The 24,123-nt window shown below is 68.2% G+C and carries 23 protein-coding genes and 1 tRNA gene; 12 read left to right on the forward strand and 12 right to left on the reverse strand.

The window, feature by feature from the left end:
* Window positions 1–182: 182 nt before the first annotated feature.
* The 4 genes from NKI68_RS04350 to NKI68_RS04365 all read left to right on the forward strand — a co-directional run bounded on the left by NKI68_RS04350 (window position 183) and on the right by NKI68_RS04365 (window position 5,093).
* Entirely contained in the window at window positions 183–3,278 is a 3,096-nt protein-coding gene (locus NKI68_RS04350) for an FAD-binding and (Fe-S)-binding domain-containing protein (RefSeq protein ID WP_254545468.1), read from the forward strand.
* A gap of 49 nt (window positions 3,279–3,327) precedes the next feature.
* Window positions 3,328–3,400: transfer RNA gene (locus tag NKI68_RS04355), tRNA-His, on the forward strand.
* Between the two features lie 104 nt (window positions 3,401–3,504).
* Complete coding sequence (locus tag NKI68_RS04360) at window positions 3,505–4,326, forward strand: HNH endonuclease (RefSeq protein ID WP_254545469.1); 822 nt, start codon at window positions 3,505–3,507, stop codon at window positions 4,324–4,326.
* Window positions 4,327–4,376: 50 nt separating this feature from the next.
* Window positions 4,377–5,093 carry a competence/damage-inducible protein A gene (locus NKI68_RS04365; protein ID WP_254545470.1) on the forward strand — a complete coding sequence of 239 codons (717 nt, stop codon included), beginning with the start codon at window positions 4,377–4,379 and terminating at the stop codon, window positions 5,091–5,093.
* Window positions 5,094–5,108: 15 nt separating this feature from the next.
* Here the strand turns inward: NKI68_RS04365 and NKI68_RS04370 are convergent, their stop codons facing one another.
* Window positions 5,109–6,335, reverse strand: coding sequence for a site-2 protease family protein (locus NKI68_RS04370; protein ID WP_254545471.1), 1,227 nt, complete (start codon window positions 6,333–6,335; stop codon window positions 5,109–5,111).
* Window positions 6,336–6,757: 422 nt separating this feature from the next.
* Here NKI68_RS04370 and NKI68_RS04375 point away from each other — a divergent pair, with 422 nt between their 5' ends.
* Window positions 6,758–7,126: a cupin domain-containing protein gene (locus NKI68_RS04375; RefSeq protein ID WP_254545472.1), complete on the forward strand. Its 369-nt coding sequence runs from the start codon at window positions 6,758–6,760 to the stop codon at window positions 7,124–7,126.
* Window positions 7,127–7,228: 102 nt separating this feature from the next.
* Complete coding sequence (locus NKI68_RS04380) at window positions 7,229–9,259, forward strand: DEAD/DEAH box helicase (protein ID WP_254545473.1); 2,031 nt, start codon at window positions 7,229–7,231, stop codon at window positions 9,257–9,259.
* Between the two features lie 71 nt (window positions 9,260–9,330).
* On the opposite strand, the gene NKI68_RS04385 is transcribed toward NKI68_RS04380, so the two are convergent.
* The 3 genes from NKI68_RS04385 to NKI68_RS04395 all read right to left on the reverse strand — a co-directional run bounded on the left by NKI68_RS04385 (window position 9,331) and on the right by NKI68_RS04395 (window position 11,465).
* A complete protein-coding gene (locus NKI68_RS04385; protein ID WP_254545474.1) occupies window positions 9,331–9,573 on the reverse strand; it encodes a DUF8593 domain-containing protein in 243 nt (80 codons plus the stop codon).
* Between the two features lie 169 nt (window positions 9,574–9,742).
* Complete coding sequence (locus tag NKI68_RS04390; protein WP_254545475.1) at window positions 9,743–10,738, reverse strand: radical SAM protein; 996 nt, start codon at window positions 10,736–10,738, stop codon at window positions 9,743–9,745.
* Between the two features lie 97 nt (window positions 10,739–10,835).
* On the reverse strand, window positions 10,836–11,465 hold the full coding sequence (locus tag NKI68_RS04395; protein ID WP_254545476.1) for a YbhB/YbcL family Raf kinase inhibitor-like protein: 630 nt from the start codon (window positions 11,463–11,465) through the stop codon (window positions 10,836–10,838).
* A 91-nt stretch (window positions 11,466–11,556) separates the two neighbouring features.
* Here NKI68_RS04395 and NKI68_RS04400 point away from each other — a divergent pair, with 91 nt between their 5' ends.
* From NKI68_RS04400 to NKI68_RS04410, 3 genes are all read left to right on the forward strand, one after another.
* Entirely contained in the window at window positions 11,557–12,216 is a 660-nt protein-coding gene (locus NKI68_RS04400; RefSeq protein ID WP_254545477.1) for a DUF6517 family protein, read from the forward strand.
* 140 nt (window positions 12,217–12,356) lie between these two features.
* Window positions 12,357–13,022: a DUF6517 family protein gene (locus NKI68_RS04405; protein WP_254545478.1), complete on the forward strand. Its 666-nt coding sequence runs from the start codon at window positions 12,357–12,359 to the stop codon at window positions 13,020–13,022.
* Window positions 13,023–13,064: 42 nt separating this feature from the next.
* Window positions 13,065–14,159 carry a DUF373 family protein gene (locus NKI68_RS04410; protein WP_254545479.1) on the forward strand — a complete coding sequence of 365 codons (1,095 nt, stop codon included), beginning with the start codon at window positions 13,065–13,067 and terminating at the stop codon, window positions 14,157–14,159.
* 91 nt (window positions 14,160–14,250) lie between these two features.
* On the opposite strand, the gene NKI68_RS04415 is transcribed toward NKI68_RS04410, so the two are convergent.
* Window positions 14,251–15,186 (reverse strand): branched-chain amino acid transaminase, encoded by a 936-nt coding sequence (locus NKI68_RS04415; RefSeq protein ID WP_254545480.1) that lies wholly within the window; start codon window positions 15,184–15,186, stop codon window positions 14,251–14,253.
* Between the two features lie 233 nt (window positions 15,187–15,419).
* Here NKI68_RS04415 and NKI68_RS04420 point away from each other — a divergent pair, with 233 nt between their 5' ends.
* Window positions 15,420–16,151 carry a hypothetical protein gene (locus NKI68_RS04420; RefSeq protein WP_254545481.1) on the forward strand — a complete coding sequence of 244 codons (732 nt, stop codon included), beginning with the start codon at window positions 15,420–15,422 and terminating at the stop codon, window positions 16,149–16,151.
* Window positions 16,152–16,156: 5 nt separating this feature from the next.
* Here NKI68_RS04420 and ribB read toward each other — a convergent pair whose 3' ends face one another.
* Together ribB and NKI68_RS04430 are read right to left on the reverse strand one after the other, a co-directional pair.
* A complete protein-coding gene (gene ribB / locus NKI68_RS04425) occupies window positions 16,157–16,810 on the reverse strand; it encodes a 3,4-dihydroxy-2-butanone-4-phosphate synthase (RefSeq protein ID WP_254545482.1) in 654 nt (217 codons plus the stop codon).
* A gap of 1 nt (window position 16,811) precedes the next feature.
* Window positions 16,812–17,513, reverse strand: coding sequence for a DUF120 domain-containing protein (locus NKI68_RS04430; RefSeq protein WP_254545483.1), 702 nt, complete (start codon window positions 17,511–17,513; stop codon window positions 16,812–16,814).
* A 190-nt stretch (window positions 17,514–17,703) separates the two neighbouring features.
* Between NKI68_RS04430 and argS the strand changes: the two genes are divergently transcribed.
* Window positions 17,704–19,461, forward strand: coding sequence for an arginine--tRNA ligase (gene argS, locus NKI68_RS04435; protein ID WP_254545484.1), 1,758 nt, complete (start codon window positions 17,704–17,706; stop codon window positions 19,459–19,461).
* Between the two features lies 1 nt (window position 19,462).
* On the opposite strand, the gene NKI68_RS04440 is transcribed toward argS, so the two are convergent.
* Window positions 19,463–19,624, reverse strand: a complete 162-nt coding sequence (locus NKI68_RS04440; RefSeq protein ID WP_254545485.1) for a hypothetical protein — start codon at window positions 19,622–19,624, stop codon at window positions 19,463–19,465.
* A 240-nt stretch (window positions 19,625–19,864) separates the two neighbouring features.
* Here NKI68_RS04440 and prf1 point away from each other — a divergent pair, with 240 nt between their 5' ends.
* The gene (gene prf1, locus NKI68_RS04445; RefSeq protein WP_254545486.1) at window positions 19,865–21,118 is read left to right on the forward strand and encodes a peptide chain release factor aRF-1; all 1,254 of its coding nucleotides are present in this window, start codon (window positions 19,865–19,867) and stop codon (window positions 21,116–21,118) included.
* A 246-nt stretch (window positions 21,119–21,364) separates the two neighbouring features.
* Here the strand turns inward: prf1 and NKI68_RS04450 are convergent, their stop codons facing one another.
* From NKI68_RS04450 to NKI68_RS04465, 4 genes are all read right to left on the reverse strand, one after another.
* A complete protein-coding gene (locus NKI68_RS04450) occupies window positions 21,365–21,760 on the reverse strand; it encodes a hypothetical protein (protein WP_254545487.1) in 396 nt (131 codons plus the stop codon).
* Entirely contained in the window at window positions 21,757–21,924 is a 168-nt protein-coding gene (locus NKI68_RS04455; RefSeq protein ID WP_254545488.1) for a hypothetical protein, read from the reverse strand. Before NKI68_RS04455 ends, NKI68_RS04450 begins: the two co-directional genes overlap by 4 nt.
* A gap of 560 nt (window positions 21,925–22,484) precedes the next feature.
* Window positions 22,485–22,874: a ferredoxin Fer gene (gene fer / locus NKI68_RS04460; protein WP_254545489.1), complete on the reverse strand. Its 390-nt coding sequence runs from the start codon at window positions 22,872–22,874 to the stop codon at window positions 22,485–22,487.
* 78 nt (window positions 22,875–22,952) lie between these two features.
* Window positions 22,953–24,089 carry an inorganic phosphate transporter gene (locus tag NKI68_RS04465; protein WP_254545490.1) on the reverse strand — a complete coding sequence of 379 codons (1,137 nt, stop codon included), beginning with the start codon at window positions 24,087–24,089 and terminating at the stop codon, window positions 22,953–22,955.
* Window positions 24,090–24,123: the final 34 nt, after the last annotated feature.

Here is a 24,123-nt window from a genome sequence, read left to right on the forward strand (position 1 = left end):
TGAGTGCCGAAGTCGGTGAACGACCCGACACCCGACTCGGTCCAGCGCCGCCTCGAACGTGCGGACGGTCTCCGGTTCCGTGCTCGTACCGAATCGTACGCGGTCGGGAGTATCAACGGTGATCACCGGCCGTTCGAGCGGGAACTGCCGCCGTTTATACCAGTGGAACCGTAAGTCGGGTCATGGCGACCGATCCGGGCGCGCGAGGCGACCCCGCGAGCGACGCGCGAAGCGACTACGACTACGTCAGCGACGAGGTCGACCGGCCGGGACTCGTCGAGGACCTCGAACGCCGCGTGGGCGACGTGCGCTTCGACGACTACTCCCGACAGCTCTACGCGACCGACGCCAGCGCGTACGAGCGACTCCCCGTCGGCGTCGTCTTCCCGGAGTCGACCGAGGAGGTGGTCGCAGCCGTCGAATACTGCGCGCTCCGGGGGATCCCCGTCCTCCCGCGCGGGGGCGGGACGAGCCTCGCCGGCCAGGCGGTCAACGAGGCGGTCGTCCTCGACTTCTCGCGGCACATGGACGGGGTGCTCGACGTGGACCCCGAGGGCCGCACGGCGACCGCGCAGGCCGGCGTCTACCTGGGGGACCTCAACGAGCGCCTCGCCCCCCACGGGCTGAAGTTCGCGCCCGATCCGGCGTGGGGCGACAAGAGCGCCCTCGGCGGCGCGATCGGCAACAACTCGACCGGCGCACACTCGCTCAAGTACGGCAAGACAGACTACTACATAGAGGAGGTCGAGGCGGTCCTCGCCGACGGCACCGTGACGCGGTTCGGCGAGATCGCGATCGAGGAACTGCGCGAGAAGGCGGATCCCGACGCCGACGCGTGGGGACCGGACGGGCCGGAGAGCGACCTCCTGCCGCGGATCTACGCCGAGGTCGTCCGGATTATCGACGAGGAGCGCGAGGAGATCCGGGCGCGCTACCCCGATCTCAAGCGCAACGTCTCCGGGTACGACCTCGACATGCTCGTCGCCGAGGCGGAGGGCGAGCGCCGCCTCCCCGACGACTCGGGCGTCGATCCCGAGTGCGAACCCGGGACGGTGAACCTCGCGCGCCTGCTCGCGGGCAGCGAGGGGACGCTCGCGGTCGTCACCGAGGCGACCGTCTCGCTCGAACCCGTCCCGGAGACGAAGTCCGTCGCCCTCCTGACCTACGACTCGGTCATCGACGCGATGGAGGACGTGGCACCCATCCTCGAACACGGCCCCGCCGCGGTCGAGGTGATGGACGACGTGCTGCTCGACCTCGCGCGGGACACCACCGAGTTCCGTGACGTGGTGAACCTCCTGCCCGAGGGGACCGACTCCGTCCTCCTCGTGGAGTTCTACGCCGAGGACGACGAGGACGGGCGACGGCGGGTGGCCGACCTCATCGCGGACCGCGTCCCCGACGGGACGAGCCTGACCGAGCCGAGCGAGGATCGCGTTCGAACGGAGAAGGAACGCTACGCGCGGCGGGCGCTCGAAGCCCACGACGACGAGACGCGCGCGAAGTTCTGGAAGATGCGCAAGTCCGGCCTCCCGATCCTGCTGTCGCGCACCTCGGACGCGAAGCACATCGCCTACATCGAGGACACCGCCGTCCCCGCCGAGAACCTCCCGGCGTACGTCGCGGACTTCCAGGCGGTCCTCGAGGAGCACGACACGTTCGCCTCCTACTACGCCCACGCCGGGCCGGGCGTGCTCCACATCCGCCCGCTGGTGAACACGAAGACCGTCGAGGGGCTCGCGACGTTCGAGGCCATCGCCGACGAGGCGACCGACCTCGTCGTGAAGTACGGCGGGTCGGTCTCCGGCGAGCACGGCGACGGCCGCGCGCGCACCCAGTGGAACCGCAAGCTGTACGGCGACCGCCTCTGGAACGCCTTCCGCGACCTGAAGACCGCCTACGACCCCGACTGGCTGCTCAACCCCGGAAACGTCTGCGGCGACTACGACATGACCGAGCACCTGCGGTTCTCGCCCGACTACGAGTTCGACGTGGGGTTCGAGCCGACGCTCTCCTGGGAGAACGAGAACGGCTTCCAGGGGATGGTCGAACTCTGCCACGGCTGTGCGGGCTGTCGCGGTCCGCAGTCGACCACCGGCGGGGTGATGTGCCCGACGTTCCGCGCCGCCGAGGAGGAGATCCAGGCCACGCGCGGCCGGGCGAACATGCTCCGGGCCGCGATGAGCGGCGCGTTCGACGAGGACGAGGCGTTCACCGACGAGTTCGTCGAGGAGGTGCTCGACCTCTGCATCGGCTGTAAGGGCTGCGCGAGGGACTGCCCGAGCGAGGTCGACATGGCGAAGCTCAAGGCGGAGGTCACCCACGAGTACAAGCGGCGAAACGGCGCGAGCCTCCGCGACCGCGTGTTCGCCAACATCGATCGGCTCTCCGCGCTCGGTAGCGCGTTCGCGCCGCTGTCGAACTGGACGACGAGGCTCCCCTACGCCCGCGCCGCGATGGAGCGCACCCTCGGCATCGCCCGAGAGCGCGAACTCCCCGAGTTCCGCCGCGAGACGTTCGAGGACTGGTTCGAGGCCCGCGGCGGCGCGGCGGTCGCCGAGGCCGACGCCGACCGGCGGGTGCTGCTCTTCCCGGACACCTACACGAACTTCAACCACCCGGAGGCGGGGAAGGCCGCGGTGCGCGTGCTCGAAGCCGCCGACGTCCACGTGCGCTTGCCGGAGGGGACGACGGGGAGCGGCCGCCCGCCCCACTCGAAGGGGTTCCTCGGGAAGGCCCGCGAGCAGGCCCGCCGGAACGTCGACGCCCTCGCGCCGATGGTCCGCGACGGCTGGGAGGTCGTGGTCGTCGAACCCTCCGACGCCGTCATGTTCCAGTCGGACTACCTCGACCTGCTCTCGGGGCCGGACGTCGAGGCCGTCGCCGAGCACACCTACGGCGCGATGGAGTACGTCGACGCCCACCGCCTGGACGAGGCGATGGCCTTCGACGCGCCCGCCGAGCACCTGACCTACCACGGCCACTGCCACCAGAAGGCCACCCTGAAGGACCACCACGCGGTGGGCGTGCTCCGCCGGGCGGGCTACGAGGTCGACCCCCTCGACTCCACCTGCTGTGGCATGGCCGGGAGCTTCGGCTACGAGGCCGAACACTACTCGATGAGCAAGGCCATCGCGGGCATCCTCTACGACCAGGTGGACGCGAGCCCGGGGGAGACGGTCGTCGCGCCGGGTGCCTCCTGCCGGTCGCAACTGGGCGACCACGAGGGCGAGGAGCCGCCGCACCCGGTCGAGAAACTGGCCGCGGCGCTCGCCTGAGACGGAGTCGTAACCTATATCAGATCCCGGGCGGGTAGTTTGTGATGTGTCCGGGTTGGGGTAGTGGACTATCCTTCAGCCTTGTGGAGGCTGAGACGCGGGTTCGATTCTCGCACCTGGACTGTATCAAAATTCTTACATATTCGTGGGGACGGCGAGGTAGTGGTACCGTCAATTCTCTCCTCCCCTCCGATTATTCATAAGCGAAAGCGAATGTAGTCGGTATATGGGAACGTATCCGTGTCCGACCTGTTCGTCGGAATTCGACAGTAGACGTGGTCTCGGCGTTCATCACGCTCGTACGCACGGCGAACGTCTGCCGAACAGGGAGTGTGCGAGATGCGGGCGGGAGTTCTACTGTGGATACGAGAAGAAGTACTGTTCCGAGGACTGTCGTCGAGAATCTATCTCGTTCGAAGCGACGGCGAATCCGAACTATCGAGCGAAGAAAGAGACCACCGAGTGCGTTCTCTGCGGCTGTGAGTTCGAGTACTATCCGTCGGAAAAGGACGGGTTGTACTGTTCCGAGTGCGTGAAGAGCGAATCCTGGAGGACACTTCCTGACGTGCGAGGACGTCGAAATCCTCGGTGGAAGGGTGGGAAGGTCAAGACGGAGTGCGTTGTTTGCGGCGAGACAGTCGAACGGTATCCGAGTGGGATCACCAGCGACGCGGTCGTGTGCGGTGACGAGTGCCGGCGAACGTGGTTGTCCGAGACGTTTAGCGGTTCCGGACACCCGAACTGGAAGGGTGGTGGGAACGAGTCGTACGGGAAGGGGTGGAGTCGCATTCGTCGTCGGGCCTTGGAACGCGATGGCTACGCGTGCGTCGTCTGTTCGAAAACCAAGCGGGAGATCGGTCGTAATCCTGACGTGCATCACATCGTCCCCGTACGAGCGCTAGCCGAGTCCGAGGAGTTCGACAGAACGGACGCCCATTGCCTCGAAAACGTCGTTTCACTCTGCGTTCGTTGTCATCGGAGGGCCGATTTCGGAGCGATATCGAGGGCCGAACTCCGGTCGTTGATAAGAACGGGTGAAAACGAGTAGCGCTGAGGTGGCGGGGAAACGGCTAACCCCCGGTCACCCCACGAGCGGGTATGGAGGCGGCCCTGCTCACAATCGGCGACGAGTTGCTCGCGGGCGACGTGGAGAACACTAACGCGACGTGGCTCGCGCGCCAGCTCTCGGCGCGGGGCGTCGCGGTCCGGCGCATCGCGGTCGTCCCCGACGTCGTCGAGGTGATCGCCGACCACGTCCGCGCGTATGGCGACGCCTTCGACGCCGTCGTCTGCACGGGCGGGCTGGGCGGGACGCCCGACGACCTGACGATGGAGTCGGTCGCGGCGGCGTTCGGCCGTCCGCTCGTCGTGAACGAGGCCGCCCGCGAGGACGTAGAGCGTACGCTGGCGGCCATCGCGAGGGAGTACCCCGACCTGGACGTGAACGTCGAGCGCCACGCCTCGCTGCCGGAGGGCGCGCGCCCGCTTCTCAACCCGGACGGCCTCTCGCCGGGATGCGTGATCGAGAACGTCTACGTCCTCCCGGGCATCCCCCGCGAGATGAGGGCGATGTTCGGGCTGATCGCGGAGGAGTTCGCGGGCGACCTGCGCTCGCGGCTGCTCCGGACGCCGCTGCCCGAGTCGGACGTGACCCCGACGCTCGAGGCCGCCCGCGAGGAACTCCCCGAGGTCATCCTCGGATCGTACCCGAGTCGCGGCGACGACCCGAACCGCGTCAAGATCACCGGCGAGACGGGGGCGGCGCTCGACCGCGCCGAGGCGTGGCTACGCGAGCGGATCGAGATAGAGGACTGACGGCGACGCCGGCGATCAGCGCAGTTCGTTGGGACGCGATCCGCGACCGTCACCGCCGCGGCCGCCGTCGGCCGCCGCGCCGGTCGCGCCCGGTCGGTTGTCCAGCGACCCGCTGGAGCGGATGATGGTGAGCGCGGTCATGAGGTCGGTCCGCGAGACCAGCCCGACGAGTTCGTCGCCGTCCATGACGAGCAGGCGACCCACGCCGGACTCCTGCATCCGGGTGAGGGCGGTCATCGCGTCGTCGTCCGGGCCGATGGTGATGAGGTCGGTCGACATCACCTCCTCGACGCGGTAGGCGTCGCGCTCGACCTCGTTGACGGCCTTCGCGTCCTCGAGGGTGACGAGACCGACGACGCGTCCGTCGCGCATCACCGGGTAGCCGGTGTGACGCTCGCGGAACATGCGATCGATGAGGGTGGCGACGCTGTCGTCCGCGTCGATGGTGTGCAGGCGCTCGCGGGGCGTCATGATGTCGCGCACCCTGACGCCCTCGAAGGCGGCCTTCATCAGCGTCTGCTGGGCCTCCGATGACGCGCCGATGTAGATGAAGAAGGCGACGCCCACGAGGAAGATGTTGAACCCGGCGAACAGGCCGAACAGGCCGAGCAGGATGGCGAAGGTCTTGCCCACCTCCGCCGCGATCTGCGTCGCCCGCGCGTACGAGCGCGTTCGCGCCAAGAGCGCGCGGAGGACGCGCCCGCCGTCCATCGGGAACCCCGGCAGGAGGTTGAACGCCGCCAGCGCGAGGTTCGTGATCGCGAGGTAGCCGACGACGAACAGCAGGGCGCTCACCACCGCGCCGCCGGGTGGGATGACCGCGAACAGCAGGTAGAGACCGACGCCGAGGGCGATGCTTACGATGGGCCCCGCGACGGCGATGTAGAGTTCCTGCTTCCAGTCCTCTGGCATCTCGCTCAGTTGGGCGATACCGCCGAACAGCCACAGTGTGATGGAGGCGATGGGGAAGCCGAAGCGACGAGCGACGAGCGAGTGTCCCAGCTCGTGCAGGAGGACGCTCGCGAACAGACCGACGGCCGCCACGGTACCGAGGGCGTACGGCATCAGCCCTGCGGCCATCCCGTCGAGCGCGATCCCCGCGCCGAACAGGTTGTTGAGCGTCTCGACCCACGTCCCCACTTCCCTGCCGATGATGTAGGCGAACAGCGGCAACACGAGCAGGAACGTCAGATCGAGCTTGATGGGGATGCCGAACGCGCTCCCGATACGGAAGCTTCGCATACCTCTACTCCGCGCCCCACGCTATTAAGTCACAACACCGCCCTTCGCCGCGGTCGCGTGGCGACGCGCTTGGCGGCCACCGCCGTCGCCCTGGCGAGAACTGGGTCGCCGCCGCTCCGTACGTTTATATCCGAGAACGGGGCCAGAGGCCCCATGACGTGACTTCCGTCGTGGGGCGCTCCGCGGTTGTGCGACGCCACGCCTCACGAACGCGGCCGCGGCGTCGCCTGTCCGCCAGGACGGTTTGCTGCACTCGCTCGGCAGTCGCGTCGGCGACCGCCTCACTCGCTGGCAAAACCTCCGCTGGAATCGCGTCCCGTCCCCTCGCTCCGCTCGGGGATTCGGCGCGTCCGTCGGATGGCCCGGACGCGCCCGGATGGGAACCGGACGGGCTTTCGTTCTCCGGCGACCACCCCTCGACTATGACCGATCCGCTCGTCCGCCGCGCGGCGGAGATCGACTACGAGGACGTGAGCGCCGCCGAGGGACTCAGAAAGGGCGTGCTCGTCGGCGAGGAGCACGGCGCGCCGAACCTGGCGCTCCGGCGGTTCACGCTCGCTCCCGGCGCGGAGGTACCCCCGCACACGAACGAGGTCGAACACGAGCAGTACGTCCTCGACGGCGAGTACGTCGTCGGCCTGGACGACGAGGAGGTCACCGTGAGCGCGGGCGACTCGCTGTTCGTCCCCGCCGGGACGGTCCACTGGTACCGAAACGAGGGCGACGAGGAGGGGGCGTTCATCTGCGCCGTCCCGACCGGCGACGACGAGATCGAGGTCGTCGACGAGTAGCGGTGGCGCTGTGAGTCGAGTCCGCTCCGTCCGTCCACCGTGCTCCCTGTTGGCACGGATTCCGGACGAACCAAATACCGTGACTGCATAGAACCGTCAGACGTGTCACAGCAGGTCGCGCGGGTGGACACGCTGTTCCTCCACGAACGGGACAGGCACTACTCCGTCGTCGTCCAGCGGGGTGGCGAGCGGGCGCTCCACGCCGTCCTCGAACTGAAGGAGACGAGTGCGGGTCCCCGCCCCGCCCGCTTTCGGGTCAAGAACGGCTCGGACGAGGACCTCCGGAGCCCCGATCAGTTCGTCGAGCTGGCGCGGCGGGCCGAGCGCATCCGCATCTCCGAGCAGACCTCCCGCGAGGGGCGCGAGGAGCTGCGCGACCTGCTCGACGGCTTCCAGCTCGACGCGAAGGTCGTCCGCACCTGTCGTTACTGTGCGAGCGCGGGACGGTACTCGCCGCTCACGAGCGAGACGGCCATCAGGGCGGACGACGAGTTCGTCTGTCCGGACTGCGCCAAGCGCGAACTGGAGCGGGAACTCAACTACCGCAACCTCCGGTCGGGCGCGCGCGACCGGCTCGAAGAACTCCTGGTCGAGGTCGGTGACCTCGAACGCATCGTCAACCTGCTCCAGGGGCGGCTCGATCCCGAACTGACGAAGTTCGACGAGATCAGCGCGACAGTCGACGAGGTCGACCCCGTCCGGACGGACTCGCTCGACCTCCACCCGGAACTCAAGTCGCTCGTCGCGGGGAAGTTCGACACCCTGTTGCCCGTCCAGAGCCTCGCGGTCGAGAACGGCCTGCTCGACGGGCGCGACCAGCTCGTCGTGAGCGCGACCGCGACCGGCAAGACGCTCGTCGGCGAACTCGCCGGAATCGACCGCGTGCTGAAGGGCGAGGGGAAGATGCTCTTTCTCGTCCCGCTCGTCGCCCTCGCGAACCAGAAGCACGAGGACTTCGAGGAGCGTTACGGTCACCTCGGGGAGGTGACCATCCGCGTGGGAGCGTCGCGCATCCGCGACGACGGCGCGCGCTTCGACCCGAACGCGGACGTCATCGTCGGCACCTACGAGGGGATCGACCACGCGCTGCGAACGGGCAAGGACCTCGGCGACGTCGGAACGGTCGTCATCGACGAAGTGCACACCCTCGGCGAGCAGGAGCGCGGCCACCGCCTCGACGGCCTCGTCTCCCGGCTGAAACACTACTCGGAGACGAACGGCTGCGACACCCAGTGGATCTACCTCTCGGCGACGGTCGGCAACCCCGAGCAGCTCGCGGCGGGCCTCGACGCGACCCTCATTGAGTTCGAGGAGCGTCCGGTCCCCATCGAGCGCCACGTCACCTTCGCCGACGGCCACGAGAAGGTGGACATCGAGAACAAGCTCGTGACGCGCGCGTTCGACGCGAAGTCCTCGAAGGGCTACCGCGGTCAGACCATCATCTTCACCAACTCGCGGCGGCGCTGTCACGAGATCTCCCGCAGGCTCCGGTACGACTCCGCCCCGTACCACGCCGGGCTGGACTACAAGCGGCGCAAGCGGGTCGAACGCATGTTCGCGGACCAGGAACTCGCCGCCGTCGTCACCACCGCCGCGCTCGCCGCCGGGGTGGACTTCCCGGCCTCGCAGGTGATCTTCGACTCGCTGGCGATGGGCATCGAGTGGCTCTCGGTCCAGGAGTTCCACCAGATGCTCGGGCGCGCCGGACGGCCGGACTACCACGATCAGGGGACCGTCTACGTGCTCGTCGAACCCGACGGCTCGTACCACAACTCGATGGAGGCCACCGAGGACGAGGTCGCGTTCCGGCTCCTCAAGGGCGAGATGGAGTCGGTCGTCACGCGCTACGACGAGGCCGCGGCCGTCGAGGAGACGCTCGCCAACATCGTCGTCGCCGGGCGGGGCGCGAAGCGCCTCAATGACCGGATGATCGGCGAGGTGCCGACGAAGCACGCGCTCGGCAAGCTCCTCCAGTACGAGTTCATCGACGGGGCGCGACCCACCCGCCTCGGCCGCGTCGTCTGCCGACACTTCCTCTCGCCGAAGCGGGCGTTCGTCATGCTCGACGGCATCCGCAACGGGCGCGATCCCTACGACGTCGTGGCCGATCTCGAACTGCTCGAAGAAGTGTAACTGGCGGACTGCACGCCGGCACGACGCCGGCGTCGGTCGCGCGTCGCCGCCGGTCCGCGTCGCTCCTCCCGTCAGAAGGACTGGAGGCGGATCTCGTCGTCGTCGACCTCGGCGACCGACGCCTTCTGGAGCGGGTAGGTGTCCTCGTCGCGGTCGGCCCACCCGAGCTTCGACATCACCGTCTCCGTGATCCCCGGGTCGGGGTCCACGTAGGCGGTCCCGTGATCGACCTCGACGACGCGGCCGACCGTGTCGCCGTCGGCGTTTACCACTTTCTTCCCCTCGTCGTCGTCGGTGAAGTCAGTCGCTGCCATCGCACGAGTGGATGGACGCCGAACGCGCTTGGGTGGCCTCCCTGCGTCCGCCGGCCGTTAATTTCCCCCGACGAGATTGTTGCCTATCTATCACTTTTCGCCGCGCTCTCGCCGGCGAGTCCGGACTGAAACGACCGCTCGCTCGTTTCACTCGCTCGCGGCGACCGCCTCACGCGAGCGGCGTTCGCTCTACCACCGTCCCGTCGTAGGTCGGGTACTGCTCGACGATCTCGCCCCGTTCGGCGTCGCCGGCCTCGACCATCTCCTCGAGCAGCCACCACGCCATCTCGACGTGGGTGTCCTTCACGACGTAGAACTCCTCGGGGACGCCGAGCGCCGCCAGTTCGTCGGGCGTGAGCCACGTCTTGCCGTAGACGAGCGTGCCGTCGTCGGTCACGTCGTCGAACTCGCGGCCGACGTTCCTGGCCATGCGCTTCAGGCGATTTCGGTGCTGGGCCGCGTCCTTGAAGACGCTCGTGCAGAAGTAGACGCGCGGGTGATCGCCCATCTCGTCGAGGATGGCCGCTTTCGATCCGTCGACGGCGCTCATGTGGCCCTCCTGGAGCTCGTATCCCTGCTCACGCATCCGGCGGTAGTTCCCGTCGCTCATCTCGAACTCGTTCACGTTGCAGAACTCCGCCGCGCCCTCGTCGAGGAAGTCGAGGAACTCCCGTTCGGCGCGGATGCCGGGGATCTCGAAGGCGGGCGTGATCCCCTCATCGCGGGCGACGTAGAGGATCTCCTCCCACTCGGTTCCGTGGAGGTCGCCCCACTGCTCGTAGGGCGGGTGAAAGCGGATCTCGTCGAGTCCGGCCTCGGCGAGGCGACGCATGTTCTCGCGTCCGCCGGTGATCCCCGTGTAGAGGTGGGTGTGGTGGTCCTCCCCGAACTCCTCCTTGAGCAGCGAGAGGTACCGGCAGGTCCGTTCGAGGGCCTCCTGCGGTTCGCCGCCGGTGATGGAGGTGCCGAGTGCGTCCATGCGCTTCGCTTCCTCGATCACGTCGTCGTCGGACTCGACGAGGCGCTCGTTCGCGTACACGTCAGTGACGTTCTTGCGGTTCTCGCCGAGCGGGCAGTAGAAACAGTCGCGCTGGTCACAGTAACCGTAGACGAACAGCACCATCTTGCCGCCCATCGCGCACTGCTCACAGCCCTTCGAGATCATTCGTGCCCCCGTTCGCCGCGGACGGGCAAAAGCGACACGTTCCGGGCCGCCGTCCCCGCGTCTCCGCGTCTCCGTGCGGGCGATCACCCGCGGCCGGTCACCGCTTTCCCCTGACGCCGTAGACGGTCGTCGAGAGCACGGTGCCCTCGATCGCCCGCATGAGTTCGTCGTACGTCGCTCCCGGCTCCGCGTCGGCCGGTTCGCTGAGGCCGTACATCCGGAGCAGGTAGGTGTGGGGTTCGTCACCCTTCGGGGGGCACGGCCCGGCGTAGCCGACGAACCCCGCGCTGTTCGTCCCCTGCGTGACGACGATCGTCTCGGGGAGGCCCTCCGCGTCGGTCTCCAGTTCGGGCCGCGGGCGGGGCGGAACGCCCGCGGGGACCGTCGAGACGTACGCCGGGAGGTCCCACAGCAGCCAGTGGACGTACGGCTCCGGCGTCGAGGCGTCGACGAACGTGACGGCCAGCGAGTCGATGGCGTCGGAGACGGTCGTCACGAGCAACTCGGGGGAGATGTCCGCCCCGTCGCAGGTGTGGCGGGGCGGGAGGGTCATGTCGAACTTGAGCGCCGTGATCTCGAACGAGAGGTCGGGCGGGACGGTGTCGTTCCCTCGCGGTCCCCGTCTCGTGTTGTTACCGGGGACGGCGGCCGCGTCGCGGTCGTCCGTGCAACCGGCTAGCAGGCTCGCCAACGCGCCGACGCCGACGAGAAACCCCCGTCTGTCCATATGGGCCCAGGTACGCCCGCCCGTAACTTGAACCCCGATGGCCGGCGCTCGGCCACGAAGCTTATACCGCCGTTCGTTCCTGAATTCGTGTATGACGATGTCACGTCGTCGCTTCGTGGCTGGAGCGGCGGGAACCGGTGGGAGCCTCGCGCTCGCCGGCTGTCTCGGGGTACTCACGGGCGAGAAGGCGCTACGGTTCGAGGCGAACGCCGCCGTCGTCCCGCCGTCGGTTCGCGAATCCGCCGGCTACGAGGAGTACCGGACGACCGAACCCGAGGTCACCCGGGAGTTCACGGTAGCCGGGCAGACCCGCGAGGTGACGGTGAAGAACGTCATGGCGCAGTACGACCGGGGGGTCGAACTCCCCGTCGTCGGTCGCGCTCGCGCCGCGGTGTTCACGGTCCTGAGCACCCCGCAGGTGAAGGTCCTCGGGAAGACGTTCAACCCGGTGAAGGACATGTCGACCGACGAGATCGCGGAGATGGTCCAGCAGCGATACGAGCGCGTCGAGAACGTCAGACGCGCCGACTCGCGGAGCGTCGCGATCCTGGACACCGAGACGACGGCCGTCCGCTACACGGGCGACGCGACACTCGCGGGCGGCGGCGCGAGCGTCGAGGTCTACCTCACCGTGACCGAACCGGTCGCGGACGACGACGACTTCGTGCTCTGTTTCGCCGGCTATCCGCGGGCGCTCGACGAGCGGGAGACGGTGACGTCGCTCGTGAACGGCGTCCAGCACCGACCGTAGGGGACCGATCTCCATCCGGGACCGTCCGATAGCCCGTACCGTCTACTCCCCGTGTCTGTATACGTGCGGAGAAAAACAATCCTGAATTAGAATTAGATATTATAACAAATTAGATATATCCCGAAACCGTACACCACCGTATGGTGAATCGACGGCGGTTTCTCGCCGGGCTCGCCGCCGGTGTCGTCGGTGCGACGTCGGGTTGCGTGAGCGGGAGCTGGAGTCACCAGCTCGCGCGGCCGGCGACGGTGCCGCTGGACGTGCTCCGTTCGACCGGCTACCGAAGGCGTCGGCTCCGTCGCGAGTCGTTCACGCGGACGCTGAAGGTCTTCGACGTCGAGCGGACCGTCGGGGTGACGGTCCTCGTCGCCGAGTACGAACGGATGGCCGAACTCCCGACGTTCGACGAGCCGGTTCGCCTCGGCCTGTTCGCGACGGTCAGCGCGCCGCAGGTCGAGATCCTCGGCCAGAGCCTCAATCCGATCGACAACATGCCCCCGTCGGCGGTCGCCGGACTCATCGACAAGGGCCAGCAGATGGTCGGCGACCTGGAGGAGTACGACGTGCACTCGACGACGCTACTTGACACGGACGTGGCGGTCTCCCGCTACACCGCCGTCGCCGACGAACCGACCCGCGACCGCCGGATACCGATCTACTTCACCGTGAGTCAGACGGTTCCGTCCCGCTCCGACTTCGTGCTCGCGACCAGCCTGTACCCTCGGCGGTTCGCGAGCGAGCGCGAGCGGATCCACGCGCTGACGCGGGCGGCCGAACACCCCGGAACGTGGAACGGCCCGGAGTGAACTCCGAAGAGAAATTACCCACGGGGGGCATACCCACGGCCAATGCTGCTGGTGCTGTGTGTCGATCTCGACGACGACCTCGGTCGGAAGACCGGCCTCGAGACGCCGGTCGTGGGACGGGACGCCGTCGAGTCGGCGGCAGTCGCGCTCGCCACGGCCGACCCCGAGGACAGCGACGTGAACGTCCTGTTCGAGGGGATCCACCTCTACGACGGTATCGAGGACGTCGAGCGCGAGGTCGCGGTCGTCACGGGCACCAACGGGAACGACGTGGCCGCGAACCGGAAGGTCGGCGAGGAGGTCGACACCGTCCTCGCGCGCCTCGCGACCGGCGAGGACGTCCACGCGCTCGTCGTCACCGACGGCGCGCAGGACGAGTCGGTCATCCCGGTCATCCGCTCGCGGATCCCCATCGACGGCGTCCGGCGCGTCGTCGTCCGACAGGCGCAGGACCTCGAATCGATGTACTACACGATCAAGCAGGTCCTCGACGACCCGGAGACCCGCGGCACTATCCTCGTCCCGATGGGGATCCTGCTGCTCATCTACCCGATGCTCGAACTCGCAGACCGGCTCAACATGCCGGGCGCGACCTTCGGCGTCGTCAGCGGGCTGCTCGGTCTCTACCTGCTTCTGCGCGGACTCGGGGCCGAACGCACGGTCGATCGGGCCGTCGAGCGCGTCCGCACCGGCCTCTACACCGGACGAGTCACGATCATCACCTACGTCGTCGCCGCCGCGCTCATCGTCATCGGCGGCGCGGACGGGATCGAGGAGGTCGCCCGCGCCGGCCGGGCGATGCCCATCGCGGGGACCGCCGGGGCCGCGAACGCGCTCGCCGCCCTCGTCTACGGGGCAGTGCAGTGGTTCGCCGCCGCGGGCGTCGTCGCCAGCCTCGGCCGCATCACCGACGAGTACCTCCACGACAGCTTCGAGTGGCGCTACTGCAACGCGCCCTTCTACGTCCTCGCGATCGCCGCCGTCCTCCACGGGATGAGCGCCTACTTCCTCGGCCTGCAGGGGGCGTCGTATCTCGCCGCCGCCCTCACCGTCGGGACGCTCCTCGGGGTGGTGAGCACGCTCGTGTTCGCCATCGCGGAGGCCCGGTTCCCCCGCGAGGCGGACGCCGCCGCCTGAATCCGGCCGCGTGATCGCGCGCCGGCCGTCCGGTGACCGCGTGGTGACCGCCTGATGATCGCGTGGTGGATCCCCGGACGCCGAGGTCGCGTCACTCCTCGACGTAGCGGAACCACTCGTCGTGGTCGTCGACGCGGCGCTCGACGAGGTCGAAGAAGACCGACTGCAGCTCCTCGGTGACGGGTCCGCGCGTGCCCTCGCCGATGGCGTTGTCGTCGACGGTCCGGATGGGCGTCACCTCGGCGGCGGTGCCCGTGAAGAACAGCTCGTCGGCGGTGTACAGTTCGCCGCGGCTGATCGTCGCCTCGTCGTGGACCGCGTAGCCCCGCTCGCGGGCCAGTTCGATGACGGTCTTGCGCGTGATGCCGTCGAGGATGGACTCCGCGAGGCCGGGCGTGTAGATCTCGCCGTCGTTCACCACGAAGATGTTCTCGCCGGGGCCCTCGGCGACGTTGCCCTCCTTGTTGAGGAGGATGGCCTCGACGTAGCCGTTCGAGCGGGCCTCCTCGCCGGCGAGGAGGCTGTTGATGTACGGCCCGGTCGCCTTCGCGTTCGTGGGGATCTGGCTGGAGGCGTGCTTGCGCCACGAGGAGACCATCACGTCGACGCCCTCCTCCAGCGCCTCGTCGCCGAGGTAGGTCCCCCACGGCCAGCAGGCGATCACCGTGCGCGTCGGGCACCCCCCGGGCGAGACGCCGAGGCTGTCGTACCCGTAGAACGCGAGCGGTCGGATGTAACACGACTCGAGGTCCTGCCGGCGGATGAGTTCGACCGTCGCCTCGGTCAGCTCTTCCCGCGAATGCTCGATCTCCAGTCCGTAGGGCTTCCCGGAGGCGTAGAACCGGTCTAAGTGCTCCTCCCAGCGGAAGATCGCCGGGCCGCGCTCGGTGTCGTAACACCGAACGCCCTCGAAGATACCCGTCCCGTAGTGCAACCCGTGGCTCAGGACGTGCACCTGCGCGTCGTCCCAGTCCAGGAACTCACCGTCCATCCAGATGGTGTCGACGTCCATGTCGGCGAATGCCATATGGGCCACTCCGTGCCGGTGGTATTGAGTCTTGGCGATTATTGCTCCGTTCGGAATCGCGGCGGGTCCACTCGATCCACTGCGTCTCGTTTCCTCACCGAACCTCGCGAACGCTCCGCGTTCGCTCAGTTCCGGCGAAACCGACCGACTCGATGGCGGACGGCCGCGCGGTATTACGCCATCGGGAAACGAGCATAACAAGGTTCAGGGCCGTCGCCTTCCTCCGTTCTGATATGTTCGACGGCTCGCTCTCGGTCTTCCTCGGCGCGGTCGTGCTCGGGCTGATCCACGGTGCCGAGCCGGGACACGGCTGGCCCATCGCCGCCGCGTATGCGCTCGACCGACGGCGGAAGTGGCTCGCTGGGCTCGCCGCGGGCGTCGTGATCGGCGTCGGCCACCTCGTCAGCTCGATCGCCGTCGTCGTCGCCTTCCTGCTGGCAGCGTCGTTCTTCGACCTCGGGAGCCTCGGGTGGGTGCGCTACGCCGCGGGGATACTGTTGATCCTGCTCGGGATCCGCGAGTATCGCCACGGGCAGCACCACGACGGGCACGGCCGCGACCACGGGGAGCACGGTGGCCGCGATCACGATCACGGGTACGACCACGGCCCCGACCACGATCACGACCACGCTCACTCGCACTCACACTCGCACGCTCAAGCACTCGACGCCGACGACGCCCGCGGGCTGTGGGGCATCGCGAGCGCCGCGTTCCTGCTCGGGTTCGCCCACGAGGAGGAGATCCAGATCCTCGGCTTCTGCACCGGCGCGGCCGATCACTGCCTGGGGCTGATGCTCACCTACGCGGTGACGGTCGTGGTCGCGCTCGTCGGACTGACGCTGCTGCTGGTCGCGGGGTTCGAGCGCTACGAGGAGCGCGTCGAGGGCTACGCGGCGTACTTCCCGACGATCTCGGCGGCCGTCCTGATCCTGATGGGGCTCGGGTTCGTCCTCGGCGTGCTCTGACCGCTCTACCCCAGGCGCTCGACGAGCGTCGCGCCCTCGATGTACCGCAGGTCGTGGCGCTCGGCGTAGGCCCGCGCCGCCCGCGGCGGGAGCGCCGCGCCCGTCTCGTCGTCCAGCATCTCGCAGACCACGACGGCGGGCGGCACTCCGGCCTCCCGGGCGAGCGCGATCCCGAGTTCGGTGTGCCCCCGACGGTCGTCGAGGAGGCCCGGGGCGGCCCGCAGCAGGTGGACGTGCCCCGGCGCGCGGAACGCCTCAGCGAAGTCGATCCGTTCGGGGTCGGCGGCGGCGCGGGCGAGTTCCGCGATCGTCAGCGCGCGGTCCTCGTCGGTGACGCCGGTGAACGTCCCGCGGTGGTTGACCGTCAGCGAGAACGAGGAGCGCTCGTCGTAGCGCAGGTCGTGACCGGCGCTCGCGGGGTGGTCGAGCACGTCCTGCATGAACGGGAGGTCGAACGCCTCGCACACGTCGTCGGAGAGCGCGACGCAGACCAGACCGCCCGCGTCGTTTCGCATGCGCGCGACCGCCGCGGCGTCGACGGCTCCGGCGGGGTAGACGAGATCGGTCTCGCCCTCGCGGTCGGCCGCGTCGTGGACGAGCACGGGTTCGCCGCGACGGAACGCCGCGATCACGTCCTCGACGGTGCTGGCTCGCTGCATCTCAGCCGTCCTCCTCCACGCGGACGGTCAGCCGGTCGCCGTCGGCCAGCCCGAGTTGGTCGCGCAGGCGATCCGGGGCGACGAGTTCGACCTTGTCCTGGCCGTGGTGGGTCCGCTCGGGGGCGATGACGTGCGCCCGGCCGTAGGTCGTGCCGTCGGCCTCGACGGTCGCGGGCCAGCAGAACGCCGGCCCGTAGGTGCGATCCTCGTCCTCCCAGCCGTCGATGCGGACGGGATCCAGCGCGTCCATCCCGGCGCGGGCCCGCGTCGAGTCGCGGTCCAGTTCGACGTTGAGCGTCCCCCGAAACGGCTCGTATCCCAGTTTCTCCTCGAACTGACGCATGTAGCCGGGCAGGGAGATGTAGTGTCTCCCCTCGCCCATCCCGCTCGTCACCGTCCCGGTGAGCGAGACAGAGCGGTCCGTCTCGAACAGCCGGCGGTAGTCGGCGTACTCGCGTTCGAGGACGCGCTCGCCCTCGTCGGTGGCGCGCACGAACTGTCCGTCGGCGAGGATCTCCCGCTCGACGAGGTCGGCGTCCTCCAGTTCCTGGAGTCGACGCGAGGCAGTCTGGGTCGACACGTCGAGGCGCTCGGCCAGCCCCGAACACGTGACGTGCGCGCGATCGACGAGCGCCCCCTGCAGCGCGAGGACCTTGAGCGTCTCGCGGGCGTCGGCACCCACCGCGAGCGATGGTTCGGCCATGCGCCCACTCGGGCCGTTATCCGCATAAGTGTACCGAAGGTGGGATTCGTCTCAAAATTGAGATGGTGGCGGGGGAGTGTTGAAACGCGTTTCCGGTCTCACTCCGGCCGGTCGGGTGGTAAGGCTGTCGCCGCACATGTCCGTCGCACGGTAAAGAAACCCCTTTACCGACCGCCGGGCAAGCCGGGGTATGTTCCTTTCCTTCCGCGACGAGGTCCGTACCGTCCTGACGGACGCGCTCTCGGCGCAGGGATACGAGACGGCGGACCTCGGCATCGAGGAACCGCCGGCGGACGTGGACGCCGTCCTGGCCTCGAGCGTCGCCTTCCGGCTGGCTGGCGAGGCGGGCGCGTCGCCGCCGCAGGTGGCCGCCGAACTCGTCGAGGCGATCGACCTCGGCGACTGTGAGTACGTCGACCTCGTCGAGAACCGGGGACCGTACGTCAATTTCCTGCCGAGCGAGGCGTACTTCGCCGGGACGCTCGAGTCGGCGCAGGGCGACGACTTCGGTCGCCTGCCCGACCGCGGGGAGTCGGTCGTCGTCGAGCACACCTCAGCCAACCCGACCGGGCCGGTCCACGTCGGGCGGGCGCGCAACCCGATCGTCGGCGACGCGGTCGCGAACGTCCTCGACTTCGCGGGCTACGACGTCGAACGCCACTACTACGTCAACGACGCCGGCCGGCAGATGGCCGTCTTCACGTGGGCCTACGAGACGTTCGACGAGGCGGACCTGCCCGCCCCCGAGCGCGACCGCGTCGAGTACGACCTCGTGCGCTACTACCGCAGGGGTAACGAGTTCCTGGAGGAGGCCGACCCGGAGGCCGTCGAGGAGGCCGAGGGCGAGATTCGGGAGATCCTACAGGGCCTTGAGGAGGGCGACGAGGCGACCTACGAGCGCATCGGGATGGTCGTCGATCGGGTGCTCTCGGGGATGCGCGAGTGTCTGGAGCGCCTGCCGGCGGAGTTCGACGAGTTCGTCAAGGAGACGCGGTTCATCCGCGACGGCGCGACCGAGGACGTCGCCAGGCGGCTCCGCGAGACCGAGTACGCCTTCCTCGAGGAGGGGGCGTGGCAGCTCGACCTCTCCGAGTGGGGATTCGACAAGGACCTCGTGTTCCTGCGCTCGGACGGCACCTCGCTGTACACGACGCGCGACCTCGCCCACCACGAGTGGAAGTTCGCGAACTACGACCGGGCGGTCACCGTCCTCGGCGAGGACCACCGCCTGCAGGCGGAGCAACTCGACCGGGCGCTGCGGATCCTCGGCAACGACACCGACGAACTCTCGCAGGTGTTCTACGGCTGGGTGAACCTCCCCGACGGCGGGAGCATGTCCACCCGCCGGGGGACGGGCGTGAACCTCGACGACCTGCTCGACGAGGCCATCGCCCGCGCCCGCGAGGAGGTCGAGTCGCGCCTCGACACCCGCATTCGCGACGACGACCTCTCCCCGGCCGACATCGACCGCATCGCCCACCAGGTCGGCATCGGCGCGGTGCGCTACGACATCGTCTCGAAGCAGCCCCAGAAGGCCATCACGTTCGAGTGGGACCGCGCGCTCGACTTCGAGGCGCAGTCCGCGCCGTACGTCCAGTACGTCCACGCCCGCGCCTGCGGCATCGTCGACGAGGCGACCGCGGCGGGCATCGAACCGGCCCTCGACGTCTCGCGGCTCGTGACCGAGGAGGAGCGCGACCTCCTGCGCGTCGTCGCGCGCTTCCCCGGCGCGATCGACCGCGCCGCCGCCGACCTCGAACCCCACCGGATCGCCACCTACACCCGCGAGTTCGCCGAGACGTTCAACGCCTTCTACCGGGAGTGCTCGGTGCTCAACGCCGAGGACGACGACGTGGCGGCGGCGCGGCTGGCGCTCGTCGCCGCCGCGCGCAACACGGTCGCCAACGCGCTCGCCGTGCTCGGCGTCTCCGCCCCGACCTCGATGTAGGTCAGTGGAGGAGAAGGGGGACGAGCGGGAGGAAGACGCCACCGCCGCCACCCCCGCCGCCGGGGAGCAACCCGCCGAGCGCGATGACGGCCGCCGCGCCGACGCCGAGCGCGAACAGGAGGAACAGGACGACCCAGCGCAGTGGCACTCTCTCGTCTGGCATGACACCCGACAGTTCACCAACCACCGCCATAGTGGTGTCGCCGACCGCCCCTTCCCTATCTCCTCCCCGCCGACTGCCCCCCGGCCGACGGTCACCTTCGCGCTGACGATCGCCTCCCCGCCGCCTGCTCTCCCGCCAGCGACCACGAACGACGGGACCGTCGTCCGTCGCGCGAACGACTGACGTATCGCCCCGCTGTGGTGCAAAGGGTACTTACCGCTGATTCGTCTACACTGGGTAATGAGCCAGCAGGAGGAGGAAGCGCAATCCGACCGTCAGAAGTACGAGTTCAAGAAGGTCATCGAGGACCTGAAGGAGTACAAGGGGTCAGGAACGCAACTCGTCTCGATCTACGTCCCCGAGGATCGACAGATTTCCGACGTGGTGGCGCACGTCACACAGGAGCACAGCGAGGCGTCGAACATCAAATCGAAGCAGACGCGCACCGCCGTCCAGGACGCGCTGACGAGCATCAAGGACCGACTGCGCTACTACAAGACGCCCCCCGAGAACGGGATGGTGCTGTTCTCCGGTGCCATCGACACCGGCGGCGGACAGACCGACATGGTGACGAAGGTGCTCGAGAACCCGCCCGAGCCGTTCCAGTCGTTCGTCTACCACTGCGACTCGGAGTTCCTCACCGAGCCGTTAGAGGAGATGCTCGGCGAGAAGGGCCTCTACGGGCTGGTCGTCCTCGACCGCCGCGAGGCGAACGTCGGCTGGCTGAAGGGAAAGCGCGTCGAACCGGTCAAGTCGGCGTCGTCGCTCGTCCCCGGCAAGCAGCGCAAGGGCGGACAGTCGGCCCAGCGGTTCCACCGCCTGCGCCTCGAGGCGATCGACAACTTCTATCAGGAGGTCGCGGAGATGGCGAACGAGCTGTTCGTCCCCAAGCGCCACGACATGGACGGCGTGCTCGTCGGCGGCCCCTCGCCCACCAAGGACGAGTTCCTCGACGGCGAGTACCTCCACCACGAGCTGCAGGACCAGGTGCTCGGCAAGTTCGACGTCTCCTACACGGACGAGTCCGGCCTCTACGACCTCGTCGACGCCGCCCAGGACGTGCTCGCGGAGACGGAGGTGATGAAGGACAAGCGGCAGATGGAGGACTTCTTCAAGCAGCTCCACGACGGCGACCTCGCCACCTACGGCTTCGAGGCCACCCGCAAGAACCTCGTGATGGGGTCGGTCGACCGCCTGCTCATCAGCGAGGACGTCCGCCGCGACGTCGTCACCTACACCTGCCCGAACGGCCACGAGGAGCGCGAGGTGATCGACCGACGCACGGAGACGCCTGACCACACCTGCGGGGAGTGCGGCGAGACGGTCAGCACCGACGAGGCCGAGCGCGAGGACCTCATCGAGCACCTCATGGCGATCGCCGACCAGCGCGGCACCGAGACGAAGTTCATCTCGACCGACTTCGAGAAGGGCGAACAGCTCTACACCGCCTTCGGCGGCATCGCGGGCATCCTCCGGTACGAGACCGGGATCTAAACCGCCACCTTTTGCCGCGGGAGCGGCCTTCGGCCGCTCCCTGGCAAAATCTGGACCAAAACCGCGCCTCACCTCCTTCGGAGGTTCAGCGCGTCCGCTCCTTCACTCGCTCCGCTCGCTCAGTCGCGGCGAGAATCGGAGTGCGACGATGAAAAAACACAGAGCGTCGACGTCTGCGTCTCGTCGTTATCCTCGGCACACTCATCGCGAACGAGTCACTTTCACGATCTTCGTCAGTAGGTCGAATCACGCCGTGAGATAGAGGTAGATACGACCCAGCGTGAAGACGACCGCCAGAACGACGAATCCGAGTGAGGCGACGGCTGGCGCGAACGAGACGAGGAGTCCGAGACCGATAGCGATGGGGAGTGCGGCGACGAGGCGGAGCCGAACACTCGTCCGCCAGCGCTCGCGCCAGACGGGGCGAGCGTGAATCGACAGCACGCGGACGCTCAGAATCGATCCGAGAACGATGCCACCTGCGTACTGCGGTGTCGAGAGGGTAGCGAGCGACTCCCGTGTCGCTCCGATCCCGACCCACCAGAAGAGCGCTGCGAGGACGTACGTGCTCACCGTCGACATCACGAGACCGGTGAGGCTCTCCGGATGCCACGTCCGTTCCGAGAAACTCCCGCTCGTCATCCGGTATCACCCGTACCGTTCGGTGTTTCCCACGGGGCGTAGCCGGACCGATAGAGGAGGACGACGCCGCTGAACGCGACGACGAGAACGGCAATTCTCCGCGCGAGCAACCCCGTTCGCGTCACGGGTTGGAAGCCGCCGTAGTACGCGAGCGCTCCAGCCATGAAAGACGGGGCTAGATGGCTCTCTCGAAAGCGACGCGAGACGCCGAGCAGCACCACGAGGGAGCCACTAGCGGCGAAAAACGCCAGAGTGAGCGGTGATGGGTCGGTGAACGGCCACTGCATCCCCCCGACCCCCAGGACAAAGATCGTGAGGACGGTTTGTGAGTGCCGCTGCAGGGACGTACGGTGGACCATCGTCACGGGCTACTAGCGATCGGAACGACTTAGTTTCCCGTCCGTAGATCCCGGACCCGGGAGAGCAAGCCGTGCGGGTTCTCTCGCCCGGCACGCGGGCGGGAAGTACAGAGTTCTGAGCGTGCTACGGGAACATGAACTGACACACCACGTCGATCAGTCCGACGTCACCCTGGAATACGTCACCCGGAACTGGCTGTAGATCCCGTTAGTTCGCTGCTGTTCTGTCGCTCACCGCTTGGCACGCCGGCGTGCCAAGCGGGCCAAGGAACCCGTGAGAGCCGAAGGCTCGAACGGTGACGCGGGCTTTTGGTCCTGATTTCGCCAGGGAGCGGCCGGAGGCCGCTCCCGCAGCAAAAGGTGGCTTAGATGACGCGGTTCTGGAGGTAGTCCAGGTGCTTCGCGTTGTAGACGATCCTGACCTCGTCGGCGGCGGGCGAGCCGATGCAGGTCAGGCGCACGTTCTTGTCCTCGACCTCCTCGTCGCTCAGGATCTGCTGCATGTCCATCTCGATCTCCCCCTCGAAGAGGATGGCGGCGCAGTTCGCGCAGGCCCCGGCGCGGCACGAGAACGGCCAGTCGTAGCCCTGTGCCTCGGCGGCCTCGAGGATGTACTCGCCCTCGTTTACGTCGAGCGAGCCGTAGTCCTCGTCGTCGAAGCCGGCGTCCGCGGCCTTGTCGAACAGGTCGTCGTCGTTGAGGTCCCAGCCCTGGTCGTCTAGCACTTCGTAGTTGAGGTATTCAACAGTGGGCATCACCGATGCGTTCGACCCCATGGGTGTTAGACCTTGCTGTTGAATCCGACCGCCGCGGGCCGTTAGAACGCGATGCGGTCAGAAGATCGGGAGGAACTCGAAGACGAGGAAGGCGGCTACGGCGGAGATCGTCGGGGTGAGCACCCAGAGCACGACGACCCGCGCGGTCGCCCGCGAGTCGAAGAGGTCGCCCGCGGTGAGCGCGTCGGGGTCCTCCTCGCCGATGCGCGGAATGTCGCTCACGCCCGTCGATCCGCCGCGACCGTCGGCGGCGAGCGCGTCGACCGAGAGCCCGGGGCCGTCCCGTCCCATCGCGGCGCTCGCGGCCTGCGAGGGCGTCATCGTCCGGCTCGCCCGCCCCCAGCCGAGCCCGACGATGCACATCGTCGCGCTCACGGCGAGGCTCGCGGGGATGCCGAGCACGGAGAGGAAGGTGATGATGCTCGCGCTGATCACCTCGACGACGAGCGCCGCGGTGAGCGGCAGATCGGTGAGGTCGTTGCCGACCGTGTCGAGGGTCCGGCGGGCGATGGTGAACGCGCCGAGGCCGATGGCGGCCCCCGCGAGGAGCACGCCGAAGTCGACGGAGATCGCGCCGCTCCCGACCAGCGGCGCGATGGCGTTCGCGGTGTTCGACGCGCCGGCCGAGAACGCCATGTAACAGCCGATGGCGACGACGAGCACCGTCCCCACGCGCTCGCGGAGCGTCACCTCGTCGCCGGGCGAGTCGAGTTGCAGGAAGGCGTCGAGGTAGGGGTAGAGGTAGCGACCGATGACGGCGCAGACCCAGAAGGCGAGGATGGGAGAGACGAGCCACCACGAGACGATCTGGCCCATCTTCGCCCAGTCGAGCGTCCCGGTGGCGACGCCCAGCCCCGCGATCGCGCCGACGGCGGTCATCGACGTCGAGGCGGGGACGCCGAACAGGTTCGAGATCAGCAGCGCGACGCCGACGAAGAAGAGGACGGCGACGCTGGCCGCGAGCGTGAACTGGCTCGACGGGACGATCTCGCCTCCCATCGTGGCGACCACGTTCCGACCCACGGTCCACCCGCCGAGGAGCGCGAAGCCGGTCATCAGCGCGGCGGCGACGATCTTCGAGACCGTCCCGCTCCCGACCGCGGGGCCGAACGCGACGCCCGTCGAGGAACCGCCGATGTTGAACCCGACGAAGACGGCGACCGCGAGACCGACGAGCAGGAGTAGTTCGAACACACCGAGACTTCGCGGCGGCGTGACTTAAACGACC

It is taken from the genome of Halomarina pelagica, from assembly GCF_024228315.1.
Classification (GTDB): Archaea; Halobacteriota; Halobacteria; order Halobacteriales; family Haloarculaceae; genus Halomarina; species Halomarina pelagica.